Below are 22,933 nucleotides of genomic sequence, written 5' to 3'. Positions count from 1 at the left end.
GGGCAGGTACGTGGGGGTACCTAGGTAGAGGGATGAGTACCTGTACGGATGGCCCGGCCGAGCGCAGCGGGAAGAGTAGGGGTCGCGGGAGGGGCGCGGCCGGGGCCGCCGACACGGGGCGGCGGAAACGGTCCCGCGCCCCCAGACCCGCAACGGGGGTTGGCCCGCGGATCACCGAGTGGTTCGGTGCGCCGCGGCGCCGCCCACCCGCCCCTGGAGCAGCTGCGAGAGCGTCGCGTGGACGTCGTCGAGACTCCGCTCGGGCTGGAACGCCTGCCAGTCCAGGGCGGCGACGAGCACCATGCCGAAGAGCGCGGACGCGGTCAGGGGCACGTCGATCTCGTCGCTGACCTCACCGCGCTGCACCGCCTCGCCGAGCACCTGCTCGACGACGGCGACCGCTTCCTGGCGCACCGTCATCAGGGTGTCCTGCCAGGTCCGGTTGGTCCGCCACAGCTCGGCGACGTAGAGCTGGGTGAAGGACGGGTAGCGGACGATGAAGGCCAGGCCGGACCGGATCATCGCGTTGAGCGCGTCGACCCGGGTGCCGCCGCGCGAAGCCGTCTCGCCGGCGGCGCGCCGCAGGGACACCGTGAGCAGCCCGACGCCGTGCCGCAGCAACTCCTCGAACAGCACGTTCTTGCTGGCGAAGTTGTAGTAGACGGTCCCCTTCGCGACGCCGGCCCGCTCGGCGATCTCGTCGACCGTGGTGGCGGAGAAACCCTGCTCGGCGATGAGGGTGACGGCGGCCTCGAAGAGCCTCTGCCGGGTTGCCTGGCGTCGTGCGGAGGAGGTCATGGCCCCGATTCTGCCCGCACCGCGACCGCGGTTCTTCCACCCGGCGGGGCCCACCGGACCCGGGATACGCGCGTAGCGCGGCACGTCCGTGCAGGTCAGAGCCGATTGTCAGTGGTGGCGCCGATGATGGGAACCGATCGGGAAGCAGGAGGAAGCAGCAGGCAGCTACGGAGAGAAGGAGGCTCGCCATGGCCGTACCCGCGATGCAGCCCATGCCGTCCGTACCGTCAGGCCCACTGACACCGTCCGGGCCCGCGCGGCGCGAGGGCACCGGCGCTCCCGCCCGCGCCGGAGCGCCCGCCGACATCCACCCCGTGCTGCGCCGCGCCGCCGCGTCGCCCGCCGCACTCGACCTGCTCACCCAGGCCCACCTCGGACTGGAGGAGGCCGCCCGGCTCGACGCCCCCCACGAGCGGTACGCGACGGCGCACCTGGCCGCGCTGCGCACCGCCGCCGCGGTGCTCGCCGTCCGCGGCCGCCCCGAGCTCCATCCCCGCAAGCGCGCCCGCATCCGCAGCGCGTGGGAGGTGCTGCCCGAGGTCGCGCCCGAACTGGCCGAGTGGAGCGCCCTGTTCGCGGCCGGCGCCGAGCGCAGGGCGCGCGCCGAGGCGGGCATAGCCGGCGCGGCCGGCCCGCGGGAGGCGGACGACCTGCTGCGCTCGGCCGGCATGTTCCTGCGCCTGGTGGAGCGCATGCTGCTGCTCCGGCCCGCGGCAGGCGGCACGCTCTAAGGGCAACTCACGTCGCAGGTGCCCCGGCGGGGCTCGCCGTCCGGCGGCCGATGTCGACGTACTCCCCGACCAGTGCGTCACGCCGGGAACTCCTCCAGGCAAGGCAGACCCGGGACGGGGGGATGTCGTCGACGAGGACATGGGTGATGTCGGGGCGAGCGAAGTACAGGGCCGTCGAGAGCGGTACGACGATGACACCGCGTCCCGCGGCGACATGCTCAAGCAACTCCTCGATGCTCCGCGCGGCGGGCACCGGCTGTGCCACGCGTTCGTCCGCGGGCACCGGGATGCCGCCATGCCGTTCGGGCACGTCGTCGAGGAGCAGGCGTTCGGCTGCCACCTCGGTGATGTGCACCGTCTCGCGCTGTGCGAGCCGGTGGTCGGCCGGAAGTTCGACCACCCGCGGCTCGGAGAACAGCGGCTCGACCGACAGGCCGTGAGCGCGGAAAGGGACACGCAGGTAACCGACGTCGACCTGGCCGCTCCTGACGGACTCGGCCCGCTGGAGGAAGTCCATGCGGAGCACCTCCACGGAGACGTCGGCGTGGCGGGCGGAGAACGCGCGGACGGCAGGGGCGATGGACACACCGGGAGTGAACCCGACCGTGAATCTGCGCAGGCCGGTGGCCACGTCGCGAACGCGGCGCCGGGCGGCTTCCGCCGCCGCGAGCAGACCGAGTGCTTCCTCCAGCAGGGCCTCGCCGACCGAGGTGAGCCGCGTCCCCTTGGCGTCCCGGTGGAACAGCGTGGCATCCAAGTCCTTTTCCAGCGAACGGATCTGGCGGGAGAGGACTGGTTGCGCGATGTGCAGGGCCTCCGCGGCGCGGACAAAGGACCCGTGGTCGGCGACGGCGACGAAGTAGCGCACCTTGCGCAGGTCCAGGTCCCTCACACGCACTCCCAGCCCTGCACCGATGCCTTGAGGGTATGGCAAGGGCCGCGGAAGGTCTTGGACGGGACAGGCCGACCGGCGGGACCATCAGGGGCATGAAGATCATCTGTGTCGAAGAACACACGGTCGACCGGGAGATGGCGAAGGCCGTCGCGCCCGCCCTGCTGCGGGAAGCGCCTTACATGGGCGCCCAGTGGGGCGCGGAGGCACCCTGGCCGCGGGGCAGCGGGCGTCCCACGGTCGTCTCGGTGCGGGAAGCCGAAGAGCTGGCCGTGGATCTCGGCGAGGGCCGGATCAGGGCCATGGACGAGCACGGCATCCAGATGCAGGTGATCTCCTGCACCACGCCGGCGCAACTCGCTCCCGCCGAGCAGGCCGTGGCCCTCACACGGGCTGCCAACGACCGGCTCGCCGGCGCGGTCAAGGCATACCCGGACCGGCTGAGCGGATTCGCGGTCCTGCCGTGGCAGGACCCGCGGGCGGCAACCGCCGAACTGGAAAGGTGCGTCGGCGAACTGGGCCTGAAAGGGGTACTCATCGCGGGCCGCCCGGGGGACACGTTCCTGGACGACCTGCGGTACGCGCCGGTGCTCCAGAAACTCAGTGATCTGCGGGTGCCCCTCTATGTCCACCCCTACCACCCGCTGCCGCGGGTGCAGGACGCCTACTACGGCGGTTTCTCCCCCATCGTCAGCTCGTGGCTCTCGCTCGGCGCGTGGGGGTGGCACAACGAGGCCGGCGTGCACGTCCTGCGTCTGATTCTCTCCGGAGCGTTCCAGCGGCACCCGGACCTCCAGGTCATCAGCGGGCACTGGGGGGAGATGGTTCCGTTCTCCCTGCAACGCCTCGACGATACGCTCCCGCCGAAACGGACCGGCTTGCCGGACACCATCACCGAGATCTACCGGAGACATGTCTGGGTCACCCCCAGCGGCATCTGGGGCCTGCCGCACTTCGAGTTCGTGCGCAAGGTGGTGGGCGCCGACCGGATCATCTGGTCCGTCGACTACCCGTATCTGGCGCTGGACGGAACACGCGCCTTCATCGAGAAGCTGCCGGTCGGTGAGGAGGAGAGGGAGAAGATGACCCATCTCAACGCCGAGGGGCTGTTCGGGCTCTGACGCGGTGCCCCTCGCCACCGCGCACCAGGACGCGGTGGCGAGGGGGTGTCCGACCCGGCGGACGCCCTTTCGCTTCGGATGCGGGCGCCATGTCGTCGGTGCTGCCCGCGCCCGCCGCCATCCCGGCGCGGAGCGCCGGAGAGCATGCGACGCTCGTTGGCCGAGGGCCTGCTCAGGCGCGGCGGCGGCCCTTGACCCGGCGGGGATAGGGGAAGAGGCGGGGGCGGCGTTTGGCGGCCGCGTCCTCCACCCAGCCGAAGAGCAGCAGGGCCAGCACGATCAGGGGGATGGCGACCAGCAGGGGGAGCCACTGGCTGGTGAGCAGCCAGCGCAGGTGGGCGTACGCATACGGGTCGTTCCAGAGCTGGTCGATGATCGGTTCGGTCATCACCAGGGCCACGCAGTGCCACAGGTACACCGAGACCGCACGGGAGTTGAGCAGCGTGATCACGCCGTTGAAGCGTTCCAGCGGTCTGGGCCAGTGCTCCCACGACGGGCTGAGGTGCAGCAGCAGCATCACGCAGCCGAACGACCAGACCGCCTGGGCCAGTGGCACCGCCTCCAGGTCGGGGCCGACGCGGGGGTTGTCGACCGGTGCCCGCTGGAGCAGCCAGAAGCCGGCCACCAGCACCAGCGGGGCGATCGACGGCACCACGTACTGCGGGATCTTCCGCAGCAGGCCCTCCTGGTGAGCCATGCCCAGCAGCCAGCAGGCGCCGAATGTGGTGAAGTCGGTGGCGGTCTCCATGATCCGGCCGGACTGGTCCACCAGGCCGGAGTTGAGGAACGCGGAGCCCGCGAGCGGCACCAGCAGCGTCACCCAGGGCAGCCGCCGCACAGCCTTCAGCATCAGTGGCGAGAACAGGACGTACCACAGGTACGCGCGCAGGTACCACAGCGGGACGACGACCTGCTCGGCCCAGCTGTGCGGTAGGTGGCCGGCGAAGCCGTGCACGCTGTCGGCATACGGCGGGGTGCTCAACGGCAGGACCCAAAAGGCGAGTTCGCCCCACCACCAGCGCGGGTGCCCGTCGGTGTGCGGCCCCCATCCATCCAGGACCATGGCGGTCAGCACGACGGCGCCGAACATCCACATCGGCGGCAGCAGACGGCGGGTGCGGCTGCGGATGACGCTCCAGGCGGGGCGCTTGAGCGAGCGGGCCATCAACGAGCCCGCCAGGGCGAACATCACGCCCATGGAGGGGAAGACCAGCGGCAGCCAGGTCCAGCCGAAGTTGTGGTACACCACGACCCGGACGAGTGCGAGGGCGCGCAGCAGGTCGAGGTAGCGGTCCCGCCCGCCGCGCGGACGGGGTGCCGGGGCGGTGTCCGCGGCCCCGGGACCGGCGGCCGGCCCGGCATCGGGGCCGGCCGGCTCCGGGTCGGTCCGGAGCGGGTCGGTCCGGTGGACGAACGCCTCCGGCACGGTGATGGTCCGCAGTTGGACGGTCTCGGTGTCGTCCGTCACCAGCGTGTCGCGCTCGGCCGCGCTCATGAAGCCGCGGTCGGCGGCCGGGCGGGCGTACGGGCCGCCGAAGCCTCCGTCCGCACCGCCCGCGTGCCCGCTCCGGCCCGCCGCACCCCAGTACCCGGCTCCCTCCGGGACACCGCCGTACCCGGCGCCCTCCGGCGAACTCCCGTACTCCGCGCCCTGGGGAGCGCCCCCGTACCCGTACCCGGCGCCCTCCGCCGCCGCGCCCGCGTGGCGGCCGCGGCCGGCGGTGCCCCGCTGCCCGGGCTGCTCCGGCATGCCCAGCGCGTTGTCCCGTTCCACGGTGCTCATGTGCGCACCGCCTCCCCCGTGGTGACGTCCAGGCCGACCTCGCCGGTGCGGCGCAGCTTCTGCCAGCGCAGCCGGCCGCCGGTCAGGGCGGTGATCCAGGACTGCAGCAGGACCATGTACATGAGCACCCGGTAGACCACCTGCTGCACCGGCAGCGTGATCAGGTACCAGGCTTTCTCGCGGTCCAGCCGGAAGGACCACCAGGCGCAGAAGCCCTGCAGGAGCAGGACCGCGAACCAGGCACTCAGGCTCTTGTACGGGTCCACGAAGAAGCAGCCGTAGATCATGGAGATGTCGATGGCCGGCGCGAGCAGCGGCGTGACGACCATGAAGAGGGCCACGAATGGCAGCCCGACGCGCCCGAAGCGCCCGCCGGGGCCGCGTTCCAGGACGGCGTGGCGGTGCTTCCACATCGCCTGCATCGTGCCGTAGCTCCAGCGGTAGCGCTGGGACCACAGCTGGCTCATGCTGCCCGGGGCCTCGGTCCAGGCACGGGCGTTCTCGGCGTAGACGATCCTCCAGCCGGCCCGGTGGAGCGCCATCGTGACGTCGGTGTCCTCGGCGAGCGTGTCGTCGCTCATGCCGCCGGCCTGCACCAGCGCCTCGCGGCGGAAGGCGCCGACCGCACCGGGGATGGTGGGCATGCAGTTGAGGACGTCGTACATGCGGCGGTCGAGGTTGAAGCCCATCACGTACTCGATGTGCTGCCAGGCGCCGATCAGGGTGTCGCGGTTGCCGACCTTCGCGTTGCCGGCCACCGCCCCGATCCGCGGGTCGCCGAAGGGCTGCACGAGTTCGCGCACGGTCGCCGGCTCGAAGACGGTGTCGCCGTCCATCATCACGATCAGGTCGTGCGAGGCCGCGGCCACGCCGGTGTTGAGGGCGGCCGGCTTGCCGCTGTTGGGCTGCCGGATCAGCCGGACCATCGGCAGGTCCAGCTCCTCCACGATCGCCGCGGTGTCGTCGGACGAGCCGTCGTCGACGACGACCACCTCGATCGGGTGGTCGCTCGCCGCCAACGAGAGCAGGGTGTTGGTGATGCACTCCTGCTCGTTGTAGGCGGGCACGATGACGCTGACCGGCTCGGTGACCGGCGGCCCGTAGCGGAAGCCGGGCTTCCTGGTGCGGCGCACGTGCAGGAGCGACAGTACGAACATCAGCGCGAACCGGGTGAAGACGAGCACGCCGACCACCGCCAACAGCGCCACCAGCCAGGGCATCACCCCCACGGAGAAGGAGGTGCACCACACGAAGAACCGTCCGGCCCACAGCGTGGAGCCGTGGACCTTGGTGTTGGCCGAGCCGGTGCCCAGCGCCTCGCCGACGGTCTTGAAGGTGTAGCCCTGCGCCCTGAGCTTGTCGATGATCAGCGGCAGCGCGGCCAGCGTCTGCGAGCGGTTGCCGCCCGCGTCGTGCATGAGGATCATCTCGCCCTGGCCGGGCAGCTTCGGCATCGCGGCCTGCACGATCGCGCCGACGCCGGGGCGCTTCCAGTCGTCGGTGTCCTTGTCGATGAAGGTCACCAGGTAGCCGTCCGCGCCCACCGCCTTGGTGACCGGCCAGGACCAGTCGTCGAGGGCGTCGGCGGTGGAGGAGTACGGCGGCCTGAAGAGGCTGCTGTGGATGCCGGCCACCCCGGCGAGGGCGAGCTGCGTCTCGCCCAGCTCCCAGTGCAGCCGCATGTTGTTGTGCAGGGCGAGGTCGGGGTGCGTGTAGGTGTGCACGCCGATCTCGTGGCCCCCGGCGACGATCCGCCGGATCAGCCCGGGGTTGCGGGTCGTCATGGAGCCGGTGACGAAGAAGTCCGCCTTGACGTGCTTCTCGGCGAGCACGTCGAGGATCTTCGGCGTCCACTGCGGGGAGGGCCCGTCGTCGAAGGTCAGCACCACGGTCTTGTCCGGGACGGTGTAGCTGACGGGGTGGTCCTGCTTGGCGCCGCGGGCGTCCACGACCGGGCCGCCTTCCAGCACGCTCTTGGGCACCGTGGTCTTGTCGACGGAGACGGCCACCTTCTCGTCGTGGAAGACCTCGTTGTTCGCCATGCCGCGCAGGACCAGCAGGGCCAGCAGGGTGACCAGCAGCGTGACCGGCAGGAAGAAGCGCAGAGGTGGCGCCGCGAGTCTGCGCGGGCGCAGCACCGACCTGCTGGGGCGTTGGTGGCGCGACATGTTCGACGAGTCCTCGGGCGGTTACGGGGCGGTGGCGGTCACGGCGAGCCGAAGAGGGACGAGGAGGCGCCGCCCGCGGCGGTGGTGGTGGCGGAGGGGGTGTCCCCGGTGCGGTCGGCCTTGCCCGGCGGGGCGGGTTGGGGGGCGTCGACGTACTGGCCGGGCGGCAGGGTGTCCGCCGTCCTCGGCACGTGCAACGGCGGGGCGTCAGCCTGGGTGCCGAGCAGGCCGGAGACCATCGCCAGGGTGAGGCCGACGAAGGCGACGCCGACCCCCCAGCCCAGACCGCGCAGCCGCCGGCCGCGACGGCCCGACCGGTCGACGAACACGGGTGAGGGTTCGACGACTTCGGACAGGCTGCTGGTCACCGAACGCCTCGGACTTTCCTGATCGTGCCACCACTGCTGCGGGAGTCGAAAAGTAGCGTTCGTACCTGGCAAGCACTCGACCGGTTGGGCCCCTTGCCCCGATTTACCCGCCACCTGTGACGAAAGTGTGATGAAAATATGGTGATCGGCTTCTCGGAGCATAAGATCCTGGTCGCGCAGCCAAGCGCTCGCCTGGCCCCGCATCACCGCTGACTCGACCCTGACGTGCCGTCGCCCCGTCCCCCGCCCGGTCGCCGGCCCTGCCAACGACCCGTCTCCACCTGCCCGATCGGACCTCCATGGCCAGAATCCGCCGCCTCGGCCGCCCGGCCGCCGCCATCCTCACCGTGGCGGTACTGCTGCTGACGGCGGCGTGCGGGGGCGGCGGCAGCGACTCCCCGAAGGCGGCGGCGAGCACCGGGACCGGGGGCCCCTACGACGTCTCCGCGCTGCGGAACGAGCTGGGCGCCCTGGGCACCGCCGCCGGCCGGACGGCCTCGGCGGGCCGACTGCTCGGCGTGGTGGACGACAAGTCGCCCTGGCAGTACGGGATCGTGCAGTCCTTCACGGCGCAGGCCGGCCGCGCCCCGGACGTGCGCGAGTACTACGCCTCCTGGGGTGACGACTTCGACGCCCAGGGCAACGCCTTCCTGTGGCAGCACGGCCGGTTGCCGATGCTCTCCCTGGTGCCGTCGGACACCTCGCTCGCCGACATCGCCGCCGGCCGCGACGACGGGTACGTGCGCCGGCTGGCCGGGCAGATCGCCTCCTACCGCGGGCCGCTGGTGCTCTCCTTCGCCGGCGAGATGAACGGCCCGTGGAACTCCTGGGGCCCCGGCCACGCGACGGCCGCCGACTTCACGGCGGCCTGGCGGCACGTCCACGACGTCTTCCGCCGGCAGAAGGTCGGCAACGTCATCTGGGTGTGGAGCCCGCACGTCGTCGACAGCGGCACGACGGCCAAGCTGGAGCCGTACTACCCGGGTGACGCCTACGTGGACTGGGTGGGGCTGATCGGCTACTACGGCCCGATCGACGGCACCGCGTTCTCCAGCCTCTTCACGCCGACCATCAAGCAGATCGCCGCCTTCGCCGATAAGCCGCTGCTCATCACCGAGACCGGCGTGGCCGAGAGCCCCCACAAGGAGGCGCAGGTGCGCGACCTGTTCCAGGGCGCGGCCGCGGCCGGCGTGATCGGCCTGGTCTGGTACGACCAGCGCAAGGACTGGCCGGGCAGCACTCAGTTGATGGACTGGCGGATCGACACCTCGGTCGGCTCCCGGGCCGCCTTCCGCCTGGAGTCCGCGCGCTACGACTTCGGCCACCCCTTCGGCGGCGGCTGACCGGGGGCGGGAGCGAGCAGCACCGTCGCACGGGCTCCGGAGCCCCGGAAACGCCGAGCGCCCGGCGGGGGCCGACCAGGAGCCCGCAAGCCCGTCTAGGGCTCACCGCACGCCAAGGAAAGGGACGCACCAGGGATGACGACGCAGATGGCGCCGGAGGAGGGGAGCCCGGCGCGGCCCGACGGCAGGGCCGCCGCCCGGGCGGCGGACCGGGCCGCGGCGCGCTCCGGCCGGCGTCGCACCCGGCGGCTCGTGCTCGCCCTCGTGCTGCTCGCCGCGGTCGGCGGCGGCACGGCGGTCGCGCTGCACCGGGAGGACGCCGCCCCCACCGCGTCCCGGCACCTGGCCACCGCCTGGCAGCACCCTGCGCCGGATGCCGACGACGCGCTGGTCGGCAGTTGGGTCACTGGCAAGCTCCTGATCCGCGCCAGCACCGACGGCGGCCTGCGGGCCTACCGGCTGGCCGACGGCGCACCGGCCTGGAGCGCGGCGCTGCCGCCGAAGATCGCGCACGGCGGCACGCGGCCCTGCGCGATGTCGCCCACCCTCACCGCCGGCGGCCTGGGCACCATCGCCTTCGGCAAGGACGGCAGCACCTGCACCACGCTGGCCGGCATCGACGCCGGGACCGGCAAGGTGCTGTGGACGGTGCCGCTGACCGACGCCAAGCACCCCACGGCGGCGGCCGCCGACACCTATGTGCAGGGCGGCGTCGCCACCATCGTCAGCGAGAACTTCCTCGGCGGCCTCGACATCCGCACCGGGCGGCGGGTGTGGGGCTTCAGCCCGCGCGGCTACTACTGCAACGCCTACGTGTGGGGCGGCACCGGGGTGGTGCTGGTGGACGACTACTGCGCCGACCGCAAGGCGCCGTTCACCCTGGCCGCCTACGACGGCGCGACCGGCAAGCGGCTGTGGAGCAGGCAGCAGGACGCGCACACCGACGTGGCGCACGTCTTCAGCGCCTCCCCGCTGATAGCCGGGGAGCACACGGCGGGCGAGGACAGCGTCCGGGTGATCGAGCCGACCGGGAGCAGCCGCAAGCTCGCCGTGGGCGACACCGAACTCGACCCCGGCAACGGCACCGACGCCGACCACAGCGCCCGCGTCATCGGCAAGGTGCTGGTCACCCCGGCCCAGACGGCGGCGGGCCCCGAGATCGACGGCTTCGACGTGGCCACCGGCGCGAAGCTGTGGCACCTCCCGGCGATCGCGCTGGCCACCCCATTGAAGGCGGACGACCCGGTCTACGCCCTCACTGGCACCCCCGCCGCCCCCCAGGTGGTCCGCGTCGCGCCGCGCACCGGCCGGGCCACGCCCGTCGCCGCCCTCCCCGCCGAGAACTCCAGCCGGCACTTCACCGCCGGGGCCCTGTACGTGACGCCCGACGGCGGCGTCCTCGAAGTCGCCGCACAGGCCACCTCCGGCGGCGTCACCTACGCGCGCTGAGCCCGCGCCCGGCCCAGGACACCCCCAGGCCGGCCACACCGTATGCATCAACGACCCGCGAAGTACGGGTCTAGAGTGGGACGTGGCCGCGCCCATGGTGGCCGCCACCCCCCCCAGCACCACCGCCGGCAGCATCGCCGGCACCACCGCGAGGAGAGCCGCCCGCCATGTCCCGTGCAGGGTCCAGTCCAGGAGGGCCGGAGCCGATCCGCCCCCGTGCCAGCCTTCGTACCGCTGTGGTGTGGGAGGTGCTCCAGGGCGCCCTGGAGAGGCGGACCAAGGCCGCGGACCGCCCGGTGCTCGACGTCCTGGACATCGGCGGCGGCACCGGCAACTTCGCCGTGCCCGTCGCCCGCCTCGGCCACCGGGTCACGGTCGTCGACCCCAGCCCGGACGCGCTGTTCGCGCTGGAGCGCCGGGCCGCCGAGGCCGGGGTGACCGACCGCGTCACCGCCGTCCAGGGCGATGTGCACGGCCTGCTCGGCGTGGTCCGCCCCGGCGGGTACGACATGGTGCTGTGCCACGGCGTGCTGGAGTACGTCGACGACCCCGCGGAAGGCGTGCGCAACGTGGTGGCAGCCCTCCGCCCGGCCGGCTCGCTCAGCCTGCTCGCCGCCGGCCGCGGCGGCGCCGTCCTCGCCCGTGCGCTGGCCGGCCACTTCGCCGAGGCCCAGCAGGCGCTGCTCGACCCGGACGGACGATACGGCGCCGCGGACTCCCTGCCCCGCCGCTTCACCGCCGACGGCCTGACCCGCCTGGTCGGCGAGGCGGGCCTGCGCACGGCCTCCGTGCACGGTGTGCGGGTCTTCGCCGACCTGGTGCCCGGAGTGCTGGTCGACACCGAGCCGGGCGCCCTGGAGGCCCTGCTGCGGCTGGAGCTGGCCGCCGCCGAGGACCCCGGGTTCCACTCGGTCGCCACCCAGCTCCACGTCCTCGCCGAGCGCGACTGACCCGCCCCGGGCGGTCACCGTGCGCCCGGCGCCCGCCCCGGGCGCACCGCGGGCCCGCGGCGGAGCCCGCCACGGGCCCGGCCGGACCGGCCGCCGAGTCCGTCACAGCCCCGCCCGCGCCGTCATTCCTGACCGTATGCTGGCATGACGTGGCGTCCGACGGGGAAGAAGTGCCCCGTCGGATTGGCGCAGTGGGGTGGGTTTCACGCAGCGGATTCCCGCCTATCCTGAAAGGGTCGGACCCGGTCGCGGCCCCGCGCGACCGACGAGTAGGAGGTCTCCGTGCCGCTCTCGGAGCACGAGCAGCGCATGCTCGAGCAAATGGAGCGCGCGCTGTACGCCGAAGATCCCAAGTTCGCGTCGGCGCTCGAGGGAAACGGAGTGCGCGCGTTCACCCGTCGCAGGGTCTACCTGGCCGTGCTCGGCTTCGTGTGCGGGATCGCGCTGCTCATCGGCGGAATGGTCGCGCAGCAGGCCTGGCTCGGTGTGGTCGGGTTCCTGGTGATGCTGGCGTGCGCCGTCCTCGCGGTCACCGCCTGGCGCCGCGCCAACCGGCCCCCTGAGGCCGGGCCCGCCGCGGTCCCCGGACACTTCGGCCGCCGCTTCGGAGCCCGTCGCCAGCAGCGCCGCGGCAAGGTCATGGACCGCATCGAGGAGCGCTGGCAGCGCCGCCGCGACCAGCAGGGCCAGTAACACCGTTCGTCGTACGAAGGGCGCGCCCCCGACCGGGGCGCGCCCTTCCGCGCGGTCCGGGCCCCGTACCGCGACGGTCCCGGTACCGCAACGGCCCCGCAGCGGCGGCGGGCCCCGTACCGCGGCGGGGCCCGCCACCCGCCGTCACGGCGCCTCGCGCGCCGCCTTCCCGCGCAGCAGCCCGCCCAGGTTCCGCACCGGCGCCGCCAGCCGCTGCCCGGCCGCCCGGGCCCGCCCGGTGGACGCCGTCCAGCGGGCGGCCAGCCCCCATCCGATCCGGGCCGCCGACCGCGGCAGCACCGCGGCCCGCAGCCGCCCGCGGCGGTTCGTGCCCGCCTTGAGGCCCTGGTGGACCCGGTGGACATCGCCGGCGAGCCCGGTGGCCGGGCGGGGGTCGGCGGCGTACAGGGTCTGCTCCACGGCCGTGGCGAGCCGGGCGGCCGACGCGGCCGGCTCACCCGTCAGGCGCCCGTCCCGGACCAGCCGGGCCATCGCCCGCCGGGGTGTCTCCGAGCCGTCCGGCGGGATGCCGTAGTCCCAGCCGGTGTCGACGACTTCCCGCCACGCGGCCAGCGCCAGCCCCTCGGTCCGGTCACCGCCGCCGAGCCGGCGTCTGCGCAGCCGGGAGCGCCACAGCAGCGGCGTGGTGGGCAGCAGCAGCACCAGCAGCGCGGCCAGCACGACCAGGGCCGCCCGGCCGCCGCCGAAGCCGCCCCCGGAGCCGCTGCTCGCCGGCAGCGCCTGCTGCGCGCACGTGCTGCTGTCCGACGCGGTGCCCGGCTCGCAGCTCTGCGTCGGGGTGGGCGTGTCGGTGGTGGCGGGCGCCGAGGTGTGCGGCGCGACGTCCTGGTCGCCGGAGGTGCCCGACGGCGTGGTGGTCTGGGTGTAGTCCGGCGCGCTGCCGCGGTAGGGCGTCGGCTCGAACCGGGTCCAGCCGATCCCCTCGAAGTACAGCTCCGGCCAGGCGTGGGCGTCCTTCAGGCCCACCGTCATCAGGCCGTCGGCGTCGGCGGTGGGGGAGCCGGGGGTGAAGCCGATCGCGACCCGGGCCGGGATGTGCAGGGTGCGGGCCATCGCCGCCATGGTGAAGGCGAAGTGGACGCAGAAGCCCTCCTTCGTCTGGAGGAACCGGGCGATCGCGTCGACCCCGGTGCCCGCCTTGGCCTGCGTGTTGTACACGAACTGGCCGGAGGTGAAGTAGTTCTGGAGGTCGACGGCCCGCTGGTAGTCGTTGGTGGCGCCCTTCGTCTCGCGCAGCGCGGTCTGCTTGACGATCGCGGGCAGCGAGTCGGGCACCTGCTCGTACTGCTCGGCGATCCGGCCGGTGGCCTTCGGGGCCTGGGCCAGCTGCTGCGCGGTCGGGTCGACCTCCATGCTGGTGACGGTGTAGTGCTGGCCGGCCGCGGTCTGGCCGTGCGTGCCGACGAGCATCCGGCCCTCGGGCTGGTACTTCCACGCGCCGGTGGTCTGCACGCTCGTGGCGGGGAACGGCAGCGGCAGCATGTCCTGCACATAGCTGTCGTCGACCCGGACCCGGGTGGTGGCGGTGGTGTACTTCACGTCGGCCGCCATGCCCTGCGGGCGCGGCAGTTGGGCCGGCAGGGCCTCGGTCGGCAGGTTCGACGGCACCCACTGCGTGCCGTCGAACTTGTCCAGCGCCGCGATCCGCAGGTACATGCCCGAGGCGGGCTTCGCGGTGGTGGAGTAGGTGAGCACCTCGCTGTTGCTCGGCTGGTTCAGGTTGTCCTGGAGGGCTGCGACCAGGTTGACCGAGCCGCCACCGCGGCCGATGCCGCCGCCGTGGCCCGAGGTGTCCAGCAGTCCGCCGCCGAGCGAGGGCAGCGCGGCCGGCGCGACCAGCGCGATGCCCAGCGCCAGCACGCCGATCCGGCGGGCGCCGCGCACCGGGGTCGACCCGCTCTGGGCGAAGGGGCTGCTGCCGCCGAAGGAGCCGGAGGGCGGCCCGCTGCTGAACACCCGGCCCCAGCGGGACATCCGGTCCCGGCCCTCGGCGAGCAGCAGCAGGAGGTAGCCGGCCGCGGCCAGCAGGAAGTACAGCCAGGCGGCGCTGCCGCTGTCCAGGCCGGCGGCGACGGAGTACAGCGCCAGCAGCGGCAGCCCGGCCGGGGCCGCGCTGGTGTACGTCACCGCCATCGCGTCGACCACCAGCGCCACGACCGTCACCCCGCCGACCAGCAGCAGCCGGATACCGGGGCTGACCGGCGCGGGGATCGAGTAGTTCGAGACGTCGGTGATGCCCTGCTGGACCACCTGGCCGAGCTGTTGCAGCGCCTGCGGGCCCGGCAGCAGCCCGCCCAGGGCCTGCTGCGAGGCGAACATCGCCGTGAGCGCCACCAGCGACACCAGGGCCTGCACCAGCACCGTCAGCGGTCGGGCCAGCGGCACCCGGCGGCACCCGGCGCCCACCGCGGACTGGAGCAGGACCAGCAGCAGCGCCTTGCCGTACCAGGTGCTGTTGTCGGTCAGGGGCAGCAGCGCGGCTGCGGCCAGCATGGAGGCCACCACCGCGCACACCGTGAGCCGTGCGCGTCCGCTCATCCCGCCGCCCCCGCTCCTCGCGGCGCCTGCCCGGCCCGCGCCTGCCGCGTCGTCTCCTCGCGTGACCGGTAACGGTCCGCGTGCTGCCAGAGTTCCGGCAGCGAGGCGCCCGGCTGCACCTCCACCACGCTCCAGCCCGCCTCGCGCAGCATCCGCACCGCGCGCTCGGTGCTGTCCGGCTCGCCGCCGGCGCCCGGCTGCACCGCGGACAGCTCCGGGCCCGGCCGGGTCCCCAGCTCGCGGGCCAGCCAGTCGTCGCTGTCCAGCACGAACGCCACCGCGCCGCCGGCCCGTTGCCGCATCCGCGCGATCGTGGCCGCCTGCTCCTGGTAGAGGTCGCCGAAGAAGCCCACGAGCAGGCCCTCGCTGCCGGCCCGCAGCACGTCGTAGGCCGCGGCCAGCGAGTCGCCGTCGGAGTGGTCGACCACCGCGAGCGTGTCCAGCAGCAGCCCGGCCATGTCGCCGGAGTCGGCGCCGTAGCCGGACGTGCCCTCCGGGCCCGGCACGCTGCTGCCGGTGTCGGTGAGCAGCCGCACCGCGAAGCCGCGCTCCAGCATGTGGGTGGCCACCGACGCGGCGCCGGAGACCGCCCACTCGAAGGCGGAGTCGGGCCCGGCGCCGAAGTAGGCGTCCCTGCGGGTGTCGAGCAGCACCGTGCAGTGCGCCCGGTTCGGCTGCTCCTCGCGGCGCACCATCAGCTCGCCGTACTTCGCGGTCGACCGCCAGTGCACCCGGCGCAGGTCGTCGCCGTGCCGGTAGCCGCGCGGGATCACGTCGTCGTCGCCGGCCAGCGCCAGGGCCCGGGTGCGGCTCTCGCCGTAGCCGGAGGACTCGCCGGCCAGCCGCACCGGCGGCAGCGGCTCCACCCGGGGCACCACGGTCAGGGTGTCGAAGGCGCTGAAGGACCGGGTCAGCTCGACCATGCCGAACGGGTCGGTCAGCCGCAGCTGGAGCGGGCCCAGCGGGTAGCGGCCGCGCAGGTCGGAGCGGACCCGGTAGGACACCTCGCGGTGGCCGCCCGGCTCCACCCGGTCCAGCACGAACCGCGGCCGCGGCCCGAGCACGTAGGGCACCCGGTCCTGGAGCATCAGCAGCCCGGTGGGCACCCGCGAGACGTTGTCCACCCGCAGGTGCACCCGGGCCTCGGACATCGCCGGGACCCGGGACGGCGCCAGCCGGCGGCTGCCCGCGACCCGGTAGCGGGTGCGGTAGAGCACCGCCACGCACACCAGCGGCAGCACGGCCAGCAGCAGCCCGACCCGCAGCAGGTCGGACTGGCCCAGGACGTACGAGCAGGCGGCCGCGGCCACCCCGGCGGCCACGAACGACCGGCCGCGGGTGGTCAGCCCGCCCAGCGCCCGGCGGAAGCCGCCGGTGGGCCGCTCGTCGGCGGAGGTGGGGCCGACCGGCGGAACGCCCGGCGCCCGCGGCGCCGGCTGCCCGGCGTACGGCCCCGCCCCGGGCGGCTGGGCGTAGGGCCCCGGCTGCGGCTGCTGCCGGGCCTGCGGTGCGGGCGGGGCGCCGTACGGGCCCGGGTACGCGCCCGGCGGGCGCGGCGGCGCGGGCGGACGGCCGCCGGGCGGGCGGGCGCCCGGCGGGGGCGGCCCTGCGGGTGTGCCCATCACACGCCCCGCGCGTCCGGCATGCCCTGGGGCCGCCCGGCCGGCCGCTGCGGCCAGCCGGCGCCCCCGCCCGCGCCCGCGGCCGGGTCGGGCACCGGTACGCGCTGCACGATCTCCGCCACCACCTGCTCCGGCGTGCGCCGGTTCAGCTGCGCCTGCGCGGTCGGCAGCAGCCGGTGCGCGAGGACCGCGGCGGCCAGCGACTGCACATCGTCGGGCAGGACGTACTCGCGGCCGTCCAGCGCCGCGGAGGCGCGGGCGGCCCGCACCAGGTGCAGGGTGGCGCGCGGGGAGGCGCCCAGCCGCAGGTCCGGGTGGCTGCGGGTGGCGCCCACCAGGGCCACCGCGTAGCGGCGCACCGGCTCCGAGACGTGCACCTGCCGCACCGCCTCGATCAGCTTCACGATGTCCTGGGCCTCCGCGACCGGCTGGAGGTCGTCCAGCGGGGAGACCCCGCCGTGCACGTCGAGCATCTTCAACTCGGCCTCGGGACTGGGGTAGCCGATCGAGACCCGGGCGGTGAAGCGGTCCCGCTGCGCCTCCGGCAGCGGGTAGGTGCCCTCCATCTCCACCGGGTTCTGGGTGGCGATCACCATGAAGGGGCTGGGCAGTTCGTAGGTGGTGCCGTCGATGGTGACCTGGCGCTCCTCCATCGACTCCAGCAGCGCCGACTGGGTCTTCGGCGAGGCGCGGTTGATCTCGTCGCCGACCACGATCTGCGCGAAGATCGCGCCGGGCTTGAACTCGAAGTCCCGCCGCTGCTGGTCGAAGACGCTCACCCCGGTGATGTCCGAGGGCAGCAGGTCGGGCGTGAACTGGATGCGCCGCACGGAGCAGTCGATGGACCGCGCCAGTGCCTTGGACAGCATGGTCTTGCCGACGCCCGGCACGTCCTCGATGAGCAGGTGGCCCTCGGCCAGCAGGACGGTCAGTGCGATGCGTACGACCTCGGGCTTGCCCTCGATCACGTTCTCCACGCTCCGGCGCACCCGCTCCGCGGTCGTGGTCAGATCGCTCAGTTCCGCTCGAGCGTCAAAGGTCGTCACCCGGTACTCCTCGGCCTGTTCCATTGGGGCCCCAGGGCCTCGGTCGTCCCTGGACCGCGGCCCTCCCCGATTGCGCAACGCCCGCCGCGGGCGGGACGTGCCGCATCCTGCATTCTTCCCTCACGGGGAGGGCCGCGTCACTCGCCTGCCGTTACTTGTTCGTGATTTCCCGCAGCAGGCCGGTGTGGACGTCGAAGACGAAGCCGCGCACGTCGTCGGTGCGGGCGAGGAACGGGGAGGTCCTGACCCGGGCCATGGACTGCCGCACGTCCTGGTCGATGTCGGTGAACGCCTCGACCGCCCAGGTGGGGCGCTGGCCGACCTCGTGCTCCAGCTCGGTGCGGAAGTCCTCGGTGATGGTCTGCATCCCGCAGTTGGTGTGGTGGATCAGGACGACGGAGCGGGTGCCGAGGGCGCGCTGGCTGACGGCGAGGGAGCGGATGGTGTCGTCGGTGACGACCCCGCCCGCGTTGCGGATGGTGTGGCAGTCGCCCAGCTCCAGGCCGAGCGCCTGGTGCAGGTCGAGCCGGGCGTCCATGCAGGCGACGACCGCGACCTTCAGGACCGGGGCGGCACCCATGCCCGGGTCGGTGAACTCGGCGGCGTAGCGCCGGTTGGCGGCGACCAGCCGGTCGGTGACGGAGGAGTCGGCGCCGGGGGCGGTCCCGGGGGCGGGGGGATTCGCGGGGGCGCTGGCATCTGTCGACATGTCTATGACGGTATCCGAGCCGGCCGGAACCGCAGGGGGCGCACCTTCCGCACCGGTCAGGACACGAGGGCGCACGGCGGGCGCGTCCGGCGTACACGGGGGCGCGCCCCCGGCGCGGCCGCCGTTGACCGTGGGGCATGGTGGAGTAAAGTGGCGCGAAGTGGTGCCGTTGGCCGGAGGTGTCGGGAGGTGTGCGGTGTTCCTGGGATTCCTCGGGACCTACACCCCGCGGCTCGACGACAAGAACCGGCTGGTGCTGCCGTCCCGGTTCCGCGAGCAGCTCGCCGACGGCCTGGTGATGACCCGCGGGCAGGAGCGCTGCCTGTACGTGTGGCCGGTCGAGGGCTTCCGGGCCGCCACCGAGCAGTTCTCCGGGGCGCCGCTGACCTCCAAGGCCACCCGGGACTACCTGCGGGTGCTCTTCGCCGGCGCCCATGACGAAGTGCCCGACAAGCAGGGCCGGGTGACGGTGCCGCAGCCGCTGCGGGACTACGCGGGCCTGGTCCGCGAGTGCGCCGTGATCGGCGCGAACACCCGGGTGGAGATCTGGTCGGCGGACGCCTGGGAGCGGTACCTGGCCGCCCAGGAAGACACCTTTTCGGCCCTGTCCGAGGAGGTTCCGCCCGGATTACTGTGAGCGCGGCCCCCGCCCCGGCGCGGCGCGCACCACTTCGTCCCACCCCGGTGCGGACGCGCGGCCCGGCCTCCTCCCGCTCCCGGCTGCCGCTGGCACCACTTCCCCGGTGCCAGGGGACCGCCGCACCGAGCGGGCGGGGACCAGGTTCCGCGTCCACCGAGCCGTTGCCGGCCGTAGCGTGTCCGTCGTGCTTGTCTGGCAGCCGGCGCCCGTATCGTCGGATGCCCGGACCCGACCTGCGGGACCGTTCCACCGCCACGACCGCCCGACGCCGTGCCCGACCCCACCGCGCTACGCCGTCCCTACCGTTCGATAAGGGCCACATGAGCAACCCGTCCCCGCGGCACATCCCGGTGATGCTGCGGCGCTGCCTCGATCTGCTGGCCCCCGCGCTCGCCCGGCCCGGTGCCGTCGTGGTCGACGCCACGCTGGGACTCGGCGGGCACAGCGAGGCGCTGCTGACCACCTTCCCCGAGTGCCGGCTGATCGCGGTGGACCGCGACCCGGTAGCCCTGAAGCTGGCCGGGGAGCGGCTGGAGCCGTTCGGGGAGCGCGCCACCTTGGTGCACGCGGTCTACGACGAACTGCCCGAGGTGCTGCGGCGGCTGGGCGTCCCGCGGGTGCAGGGCGTGCTCTTCGACCTCGGGGTCTCCTCGATGCAGCTCGACGAGGCCGACCGCGGCTTCGCCTACGCCCAGGACGCGCCGCTGGACATGCGGATGGACCAGTCCACCGGGATCAGCGCCGCCGAGGTGCTGAACACCTATCCGCCCGGGGAGCTGGTGCGCATCCTGCGCGCCTACGGCGAGGAGAAGTTCGCCCGCAAGATCGTGGACGCGGTGGTGCGCGAGCGGGAGCGGGAGCCGTTCACCGGCAGCGCGCGGCTGGTCGAGCTGATCCGGCAGGCGCTGCCGCAGGCCGCCAAGCGGACCGGCGGCAATCCGGCCAAGCGCACCTTCCAGGCGCTGCGGATCGAGGTCAACGGCGAGCTGGCGGTGCTGGAGCGGGCGGTGCCCGCGGCGGTGGCCGCGCTCGCGGTGGGCGGCCGGATCGCGGTGCTGTCCTACCAGTCGCTGGAGGACCGGCTGGTCAAGCAGGTCCTCGCGGCCGGCGCCGCGCAGACCGCGCCGCCCGGGCTGCCGGTGGTGCCCGAGCAGTACCAGCCGCGGCTGAAACTGCTCACCCGCGGCGCCGAACTGCCCGGCGAGGACGAGATCGCCGGGAACCGGCGGGCCGCGCCCGCCCGGCTGCGCGGCGCCGAACGCATCCGGGAGGACGTGCGATGAGCGACGGCACCGGACGCGAGGGGCGCGGCGGCCGCGGCACCGTACGCGGCGCGGTGCGCGGCGGCGCGCTGGGCGCGCGGCTGGGTGCCGGGAGGTCCGCAACCGCCCGGCGTACCCCGTTCGTCGTTCTTGTCGTGACACTGCTCGCCGGGGGACTCATCTCGCTGCTGATGCTCAACGCGGCGCTGAACCGGGACTCGTTCAAGCTGGACAAGCTCCAGGACCAGACGACGCACTACACCGACCAGCAGCAGCAGCTCCAGCAGGAGGTCGACGGCTACTCCGCGCCCGAGACGCTGGAGAAGCGCGCCCGCGAGCTGGGCATGGTGCCCGGCGGCGACCCGGCCTTCCTCGACCCGAACGGCAAGGTGCAGGGCACGCCGTCGCCCGCGACCGCCCCGCCCGCGCCTCCGCCGACCACCACCCCGCCGCCGACGACCCCGCCCGCCACCCCGTCCGGCACCGCCACCCCGGCGGGCACCACCGGCATCACCAGTACGGCCGGCACCACCGGTACGGCCGGCACCACCGGTACATCGGGTACTTCGGGTACATCGGGTACGAGTACGGCGGGCACCCCCACGACACCGACCCCCGGCAGGTGAGCGCGTGACCCCCCGCGACGACGCAGACCGCCCGCGCGGCGCCCGCCCGCAGCCGCGCCGCACCGCCCGCCCCGCGGCGCCGCGGCCCGACGCCGACCCCGCGGACGGCGGCCGCCCCCGCGCCCCCCGCGTACCCCGGCCGGGCGGCACCGGCGGCGCGGGCAGCTCCGGCGGTACCGGCGGCCCCCGCCCGGCCCGCGCGGGCCGCAACGGCCCCTGGCGGGCCGACCCCGTACGCCCCGTCGGCCGGGCCGCCGCGCTGCGCCGCAACCGGCCCGGCGGCCCCCGGGCGGTGCGCCTGGGCGCGGTCCGCCCCCGGCTGCGGCTGGTCGGCGTGGTCCTCACCCTGGTGATGTCCGTGTTCGTGGTGCGCCTGCTCCAGGTGCAGGCCGTCGACGCGTCCGCCTACGCCGCCAAGGCCGCCGTCAACCGCTGGGTCACCCACGAGGTCACCGCCGACCGCGGCACCATCACCGACCGCTCCGGCGTGGACCTGGCCACCACCGTGGACGCCTTCGACATCACCGCGGACCCGTACCTGTTCACGCCCGCGCAGGCGAAGGTGAAGGACGCGCCGCAGCAGGCCGCGCAGCTGCTCGCGCCGATCGTCGGCGGCGACGCCACGAAGATCGCCCAGCAGCTGGCCACCCCCAAGTCCCGCTACCAGATCATCGCCCAGCAGCAGTCGCCGCAGGCGTGGAACCAGATCCAGGACCTGAAGTCCACCCTCGCCGCCAAGGCCGCCGCCGGACAGGGCGCCGACGTGCTCGCCGGGATCTTCGACGTGCCGCACTCCAAGCGGGTCTACCCGGCCGGCGACCTGGCCGCGGGCGTCGTCGGCTTCGTCAACAGCCAGGGGCAGGGCGCCGGCGGCCTGGAGTCGATGCTCGACAAGGAACTCGCCGGGAAGAACGGCAAGATCCGCTACGCCCAGTCCGACGGCCGCCAGGTGCCCACCGCCGGCAGCCAGGAGCAGCCCGCCGTGCCCGGCACCGACGTGCAGCTCACCCTCGACCGCGACATCCAGTGGGCCGCCCAGAGCGCCATCACCCAGCAGGTGCAGAAGTCCAAGGCCGACCGCGGCTACGTCATCGTGCAGGACCCGCAGACCGGCCAGGTGCTCGCGATGGCCGACGCCCCCGGCTTCGACCCCAACGACTTGTCGCACGCGGACTCCGCCGCCCTCGGCAACGCGGCCGTGCAGGACGCCTACGAGCCCGGCAGCGTCAGCAAGCTGATGTCGATGTCCGCGATCATCGACACCGGCACCGCCACCCCCACCACCCGCGTCACCGTGCCCGGCACCCTGCCGCGCGCCGACCGGCTCTTCCACGACGACGTCGACCACGGCACCTGGTACCTCACCCTCAACGGGGTCCTCGCCAAGTCCAGCAACATCGGCACCATCGAGGCCACCGGCCAGCTCGGCAAGACCCAGGCCCAGGCCAACCAGGTGCTCTACTCCTACCTGCGGAAGTTCGGCATCGGGCAGCCCACCGGCACCGGCTTCCCCGGCGAGACCCCCGGCATCCTCGCCAAGCCGCAGGACTGGAACGCCTCCCAGCAGTACACGATCCCCTTCGGCCAGGGCCTGTCGGTCAACGCCCTCCAGGCCACCTCGGTCTACTCCACCATCGCCAACGGCGGGGTCCGGGTCGAGCCCAGCCTGATCCGCGGCACCACCGGACCCGACGGCCGGTTCGTGCCCGCCGCCGCCCCGAAGAAGACCCGCGTGGTGTCGCAGCAGACCGCCAGGACCGTCTCCGAGATGCTGGAGTCGGTGGTCGGCAGCGAACAGGGCACCGGCATCAACGCCCGTATCGACGGCTACCGGGTGGCCGGCAAGACCGGTACGGCCAACCGGGTGGACCCGACGACCGGCCGCTACAAGGGCTACACCTCCTCGTTCTTCGGCTTCGCGCCGGCCGACAAGCCGCGCGTCACGGTCTCCTGCGTGATCCAGAACCCGACGAAGGGCAGCTACTTCGGCGGCGACATCTGCGGCCCGGTCTTCAAGCAGGTCATGCAGTTCGCCCTCAAGTCCCTGGGCGTGGCGCCCTCCGGCGCGCCCGCGCCGAAACTGCCGGTCACCTGGAACCCGTCAGAGCCGGCCACCCACGACAAGAAAGCCGGGTGATCACCATCGGCAGCCGACCCACCCCGCCCGCGCCCT

General features: G+C 73.8%; 19 protein-coding genes. 10 read left to right on the top strand and 9 right to left on the bottom strand.

The annotated features are described in order from the left end of the window. Nucleotides 1-171 precede the first annotated feature (171 nt). Nucleotides 172-798: a TetR/AcrR family transcriptional regulator gene (locus WA788_RS09145; RefSeq protein WP_335973887.1), complete on the bottom strand. Its 627-nt coding sequence runs from the start codon at nt 796-798 to the stop codon at nt 172-174. 212 nt (nt 799-1,010) lie between these two features. Here WA788_RS09145 and WA788_RS09140 point away from each other — a divergent pair, with 212 nt between their 5' ends. After that, the gene (locus WA788_RS09140) at nt 1,011-1,529 is read left to right on the top strand and encodes an SAV_6107 family HEPN domain-containing protein (RefSeq protein ID WP_335974167.1); all 519 of its coding nucleotides are present in this window, start codon (nt 1,011-1,013) and stop codon (nt 1,527-1,529) included. Nucleotides 1,530-1,536: 7 nt separating this feature from the next. Here the strand turns inward: WA788_RS09140 and WA788_RS09135 are convergent, their stop codons facing one another. Next, the gene (locus tag WA788_RS09135; RefSeq protein WP_335973882.1) at nt 1,537-2,421 is read right to left on the bottom strand and encodes a LysR family transcriptional regulator; all 885 of its coding nucleotides are present in this window, start codon (nt 2,419-2,421) and stop codon (nt 1,537-1,539) included. 95 nt (nt 2,422-2,516) lie between these two features. Between WA788_RS09135 and WA788_RS09130 the strand changes: the two genes are divergently transcribed. Next, complete coding sequence (locus WA788_RS09130; protein WP_335973877.1) at nt 2,517-3,542, top strand: amidohydrolase family protein; 1,026 nt, start codon at nt 2,517-2,519, stop codon at nt 3,540-3,542. 172 nt (nt 3,543-3,714) lie between these two features. Here WA788_RS09130 and WA788_RS09125 read toward each other — a convergent pair whose 3' ends face one another. From WA788_RS09125 to WA788_RS09115, 3 genes are read right to left on the bottom strand one after another with little or no spacing between them, the layout of a single operon-like run. Further along, nucleotides 3,715-5,325: an acyltransferase family protein gene (locus tag WA788_RS09125; RefSeq protein ID WP_335973872.1), complete on the bottom strand. Its 1,611-nt coding sequence runs from the start codon at nt 5,323-5,325 to the stop codon at nt 3,715-3,717. Beyond that, nucleotides 5,322-7,493 (bottom strand): bifunctional polysaccharide deacetylase/glycosyltransferase family 2 protein, encoded by a 2,172-nt coding sequence (locus tag WA788_RS09120; RefSeq protein WP_335973868.1) that lies wholly within the window; start codon nt 7,491-7,493, stop codon nt 5,322-5,324. Before WA788_RS09120 ends, WA788_RS09125 begins: the two co-directional genes overlap by 4 nt. A 38-nt stretch (nt 7,494-7,531) precedes the next feature. Continuing rightward, nucleotides 7,532-7,861 (bottom strand): hypothetical protein, encoded by a 330-nt coding sequence (locus tag WA788_RS09115; protein WP_335973866.1) that lies wholly within the window; start codon nt 7,859-7,861, stop codon nt 7,532-7,534. Nucleotides 7,862-8,160: 299 nt separating this feature from the next. On the opposite strand from WA788_RS09115, the gene WA788_RS09110 reads away from it, so the two are divergent. From WA788_RS09110 to WA788_RS09095, 4 genes are all read left to right on the top strand, one after another. Then, complete coding sequence (locus tag WA788_RS09110) at nt 8,161-9,204, top strand: glycoside hydrolase family 26 protein (RefSeq protein WP_335973863.1); 1,044 nt, start codon at nt 8,161-8,163, stop codon at nt 9,202-9,204. Between the two features lie 135 nt (nt 9,205-9,339). Further along, nucleotides 9,340-10,653, top strand: coding sequence for an outer membrane protein assembly factor BamB family protein (locus tag WA788_RS09105; RefSeq protein ID WP_335973859.1), 1,314 nt, complete (start codon nt 9,340-9,342; stop codon nt 10,651-10,653). Between the two features lie 167 nt (nt 10,654-10,820). Continuing rightward, nucleotides 10,821-11,603: a methyltransferase gene (locus WA788_RS09100; RefSeq protein WP_335973856.1), complete on the top strand. Its 783-nt coding sequence runs from the start codon at nt 10,821-10,823 to the stop codon at nt 11,601-11,603. Nucleotides 11,604-11,885: 282 nt separating this feature from the next. After that, complete coding sequence (locus WA788_RS09095; RefSeq protein ID WP_335973853.1) at nt 11,886-12,296, top strand: DUF3040 domain-containing protein; 411 nt, start codon at nt 11,886-11,888, stop codon at nt 12,294-12,296. 144 nt (nt 12,297-12,440) lie between these two features. Here the strand turns inward: WA788_RS09095 and WA788_RS09090 are convergent, their stop codons facing one another. The 4 genes from WA788_RS09090 to WA788_RS09075 form a co-directional block, all read right to left on the bottom strand. Then, entirely contained in the window at nt 12,441-14,855 is a 2,415-nt protein-coding gene (locus WA788_RS09090; RefSeq protein ID WP_335973850.1) for a transglutaminase family protein, read from the bottom strand. Continuing rightward, a complete protein-coding gene (locus tag WA788_RS09085) occupies nt 14,852-16,477 on the bottom strand; it encodes a DUF58 domain-containing protein (protein ID WP_335973849.1) in 1,626 nt (541 codons plus the stop codon). Before WA788_RS09085 ends, WA788_RS09090 begins: the two co-directional genes overlap by 4 nt. Further along, nucleotides 16,477-17,523: an AAA family ATPase gene (locus WA788_RS09080; RefSeq protein ID WP_335973847.1), complete on the bottom strand. Its 1,047-nt coding sequence runs from the start codon at nt 17,521-17,523 to the stop codon at nt 16,477-16,479. Before WA788_RS09080 ends, WA788_RS09085 begins: the two co-directional genes overlap by 1 nt. A gap of 151 nt (nt 17,524-17,674) precedes the next feature. Further along, nucleotides 17,675-18,232, bottom strand: a complete 558-nt coding sequence (locus WA788_RS09075) for a beta-class carbonic anhydrase (protein WP_335973845.1) — start codon at nt 18,230-18,232, stop codon at nt 17,675-17,677. Between the two features lie 196 nt (nt 18,233-18,428). On the opposite strand from WA788_RS09075, the gene mraZ reads away from it, so the two are divergent. From mraZ to WA788_RS09055, 4 genes are all read left to right on the top strand, one after another. Next, complete coding sequence (gene mraZ / locus WA788_RS09070; protein WP_335973841.1) at nt 18,429-18,869, top strand: division/cell wall cluster transcriptional repressor MraZ; 441 nt, start codon at nt 18,429-18,431, stop codon at nt 18,867-18,869. A 323-nt stretch (nt 18,870-19,192) separates the two neighbouring features. After that, the gene (gene rsmH / locus WA788_RS09065; RefSeq protein ID WP_335973838.1) at nt 19,193-20,155 is read left to right on the top strand and encodes a 16S rRNA (cytosine(1402)-N(4))-methyltransferase RsmH; all 963 of its coding nucleotides are present in this window, start codon (nt 19,193-19,195) and stop codon (nt 20,153-20,155) included. After that, the gene (locus WA788_RS09060; RefSeq protein ID WP_335973835.1) at nt 20,152-20,760 is read left to right on the top strand and encodes a hypothetical protein; all 609 of its coding nucleotides are present in this window, start codon (nt 20,152-20,154) and stop codon (nt 20,758-20,760) included. The genes rsmH and WA788_RS09060 overlap by 4 nt, the downstream gene beginning before the upstream one ends. 4 nt (nt 20,761-20,764) lie before the next feature. Next, nucleotides 20,765-22,897, top strand: a complete 2,133-nt coding sequence (locus WA788_RS09055) for a peptidoglycan D,D-transpeptidase FtsI family protein (protein WP_335973830.1) — start codon at nt 20,765-20,767, stop codon at nt 22,895-22,897. The last annotated feature ends 36 nt before the right edge of the window (nt 22,898-22,933 follow it).

It is taken from the genome of Streptomyces sp. CA2R106 (assembly GCF_037034245.1).
Lineage (GTDB): Bacteria > Actinomycetota > Actinomycetes > Streptomycetales > Streptomycetaceae > Actinacidiphila.
Note: the sequence above shows the minus strand (reverse complement) of the source record. Positions and strands in the feature narration are given on the sequence as shown.

Excerpts from the sequence above, each read along its gene's own strand:
- WA788_RS09145 (WP_335973887.1), bottom strand. The coding sequence starts at position 798 with ATGACCTCCTCCGCACGACGCCAGGCAACCCGGCAGAGGCTCTTCGAG.
- WA788_RS09140 (WP_335974167.1), top strand. The coding sequence starts at position 1,011 with ATGCCGTCCGTACCGTCAGGCCCACTGACACCGTCCGGGCCCGCGCGG.
- WA788_RS09130 (WP_335973877.1), top strand. The coding sequence starts at position 2,517 with ATGAAGATCATCTGTGTCGAAGAACACACGGTCGACCGGGAGATGGCG.
- WA788_RS09125 (WP_335973872.1), bottom strand. The coding sequence starts at position 5,325 with ATGAGCACCGTGGAACGGGACAACGCGCTGGGCATGCCGGAGCAGCCC.
- WA788_RS09120 (WP_335973868.1), bottom strand. The coding sequence starts at position 7,493 with ATGTCGCGCCACCAACGCCCCAGCAGGTCGGTGCTGCGCCCGCGCAGA.
- WA788_RS09110 (WP_335973863.1), top strand. The coding sequence starts at position 8,161 with ATGGCCAGAATCCGCCGCCTCGGCCGCCCGGCCGCCGCCATCCTCACC.
- WA788_RS09105 (WP_335973859.1), top strand. The coding sequence starts at position 9,340 with ATGACGACGCAGATGGCGCCGGAGGAGGGGAGCCCGGCGCGGCCCGAC.
- WA788_RS09100 (WP_335973856.1), top strand. The coding sequence starts at position 10,821 with ATGTCCCGTGCAGGGTCCAGTCCAGGAGGGCCGGAGCCGATCCGCCCC.
- WA788_RS09090 (WP_335973850.1), bottom strand. The coding sequence starts at position 14,855 with ATGAGCGGACGCGCACGGCTCACGGTGTGCGCGGTGGTGGCCTCCATG.
- WA788_RS09085 (WP_335973849.1), bottom strand. The coding sequence starts at position 16,477 with ATGGGCACACCCGCAGGGCCGCCCCCGCCGGGCGCCCGCCCGCCCGGC.
- WA788_RS09075 (WP_335973845.1), bottom strand. The coding sequence starts at position 18,232 with ATGTCGACAGATGCCAGCGCCCCCGCGAATCCCCCCGCCCCCGGGACC.
- rsmH (WP_335973838.1), top strand. The coding sequence starts at position 19,193 with ATGAGCAACCCGTCCCCGCGGCACATCCCGGTGATGCTGCGGCGCTGC.
- WA788_RS09060 (WP_335973835.1), top strand. The coding sequence starts at position 20,152 with ATGAGCGACGGCACCGGACGCGAGGGGCGCGGCGGCCGCGGCACCGTA.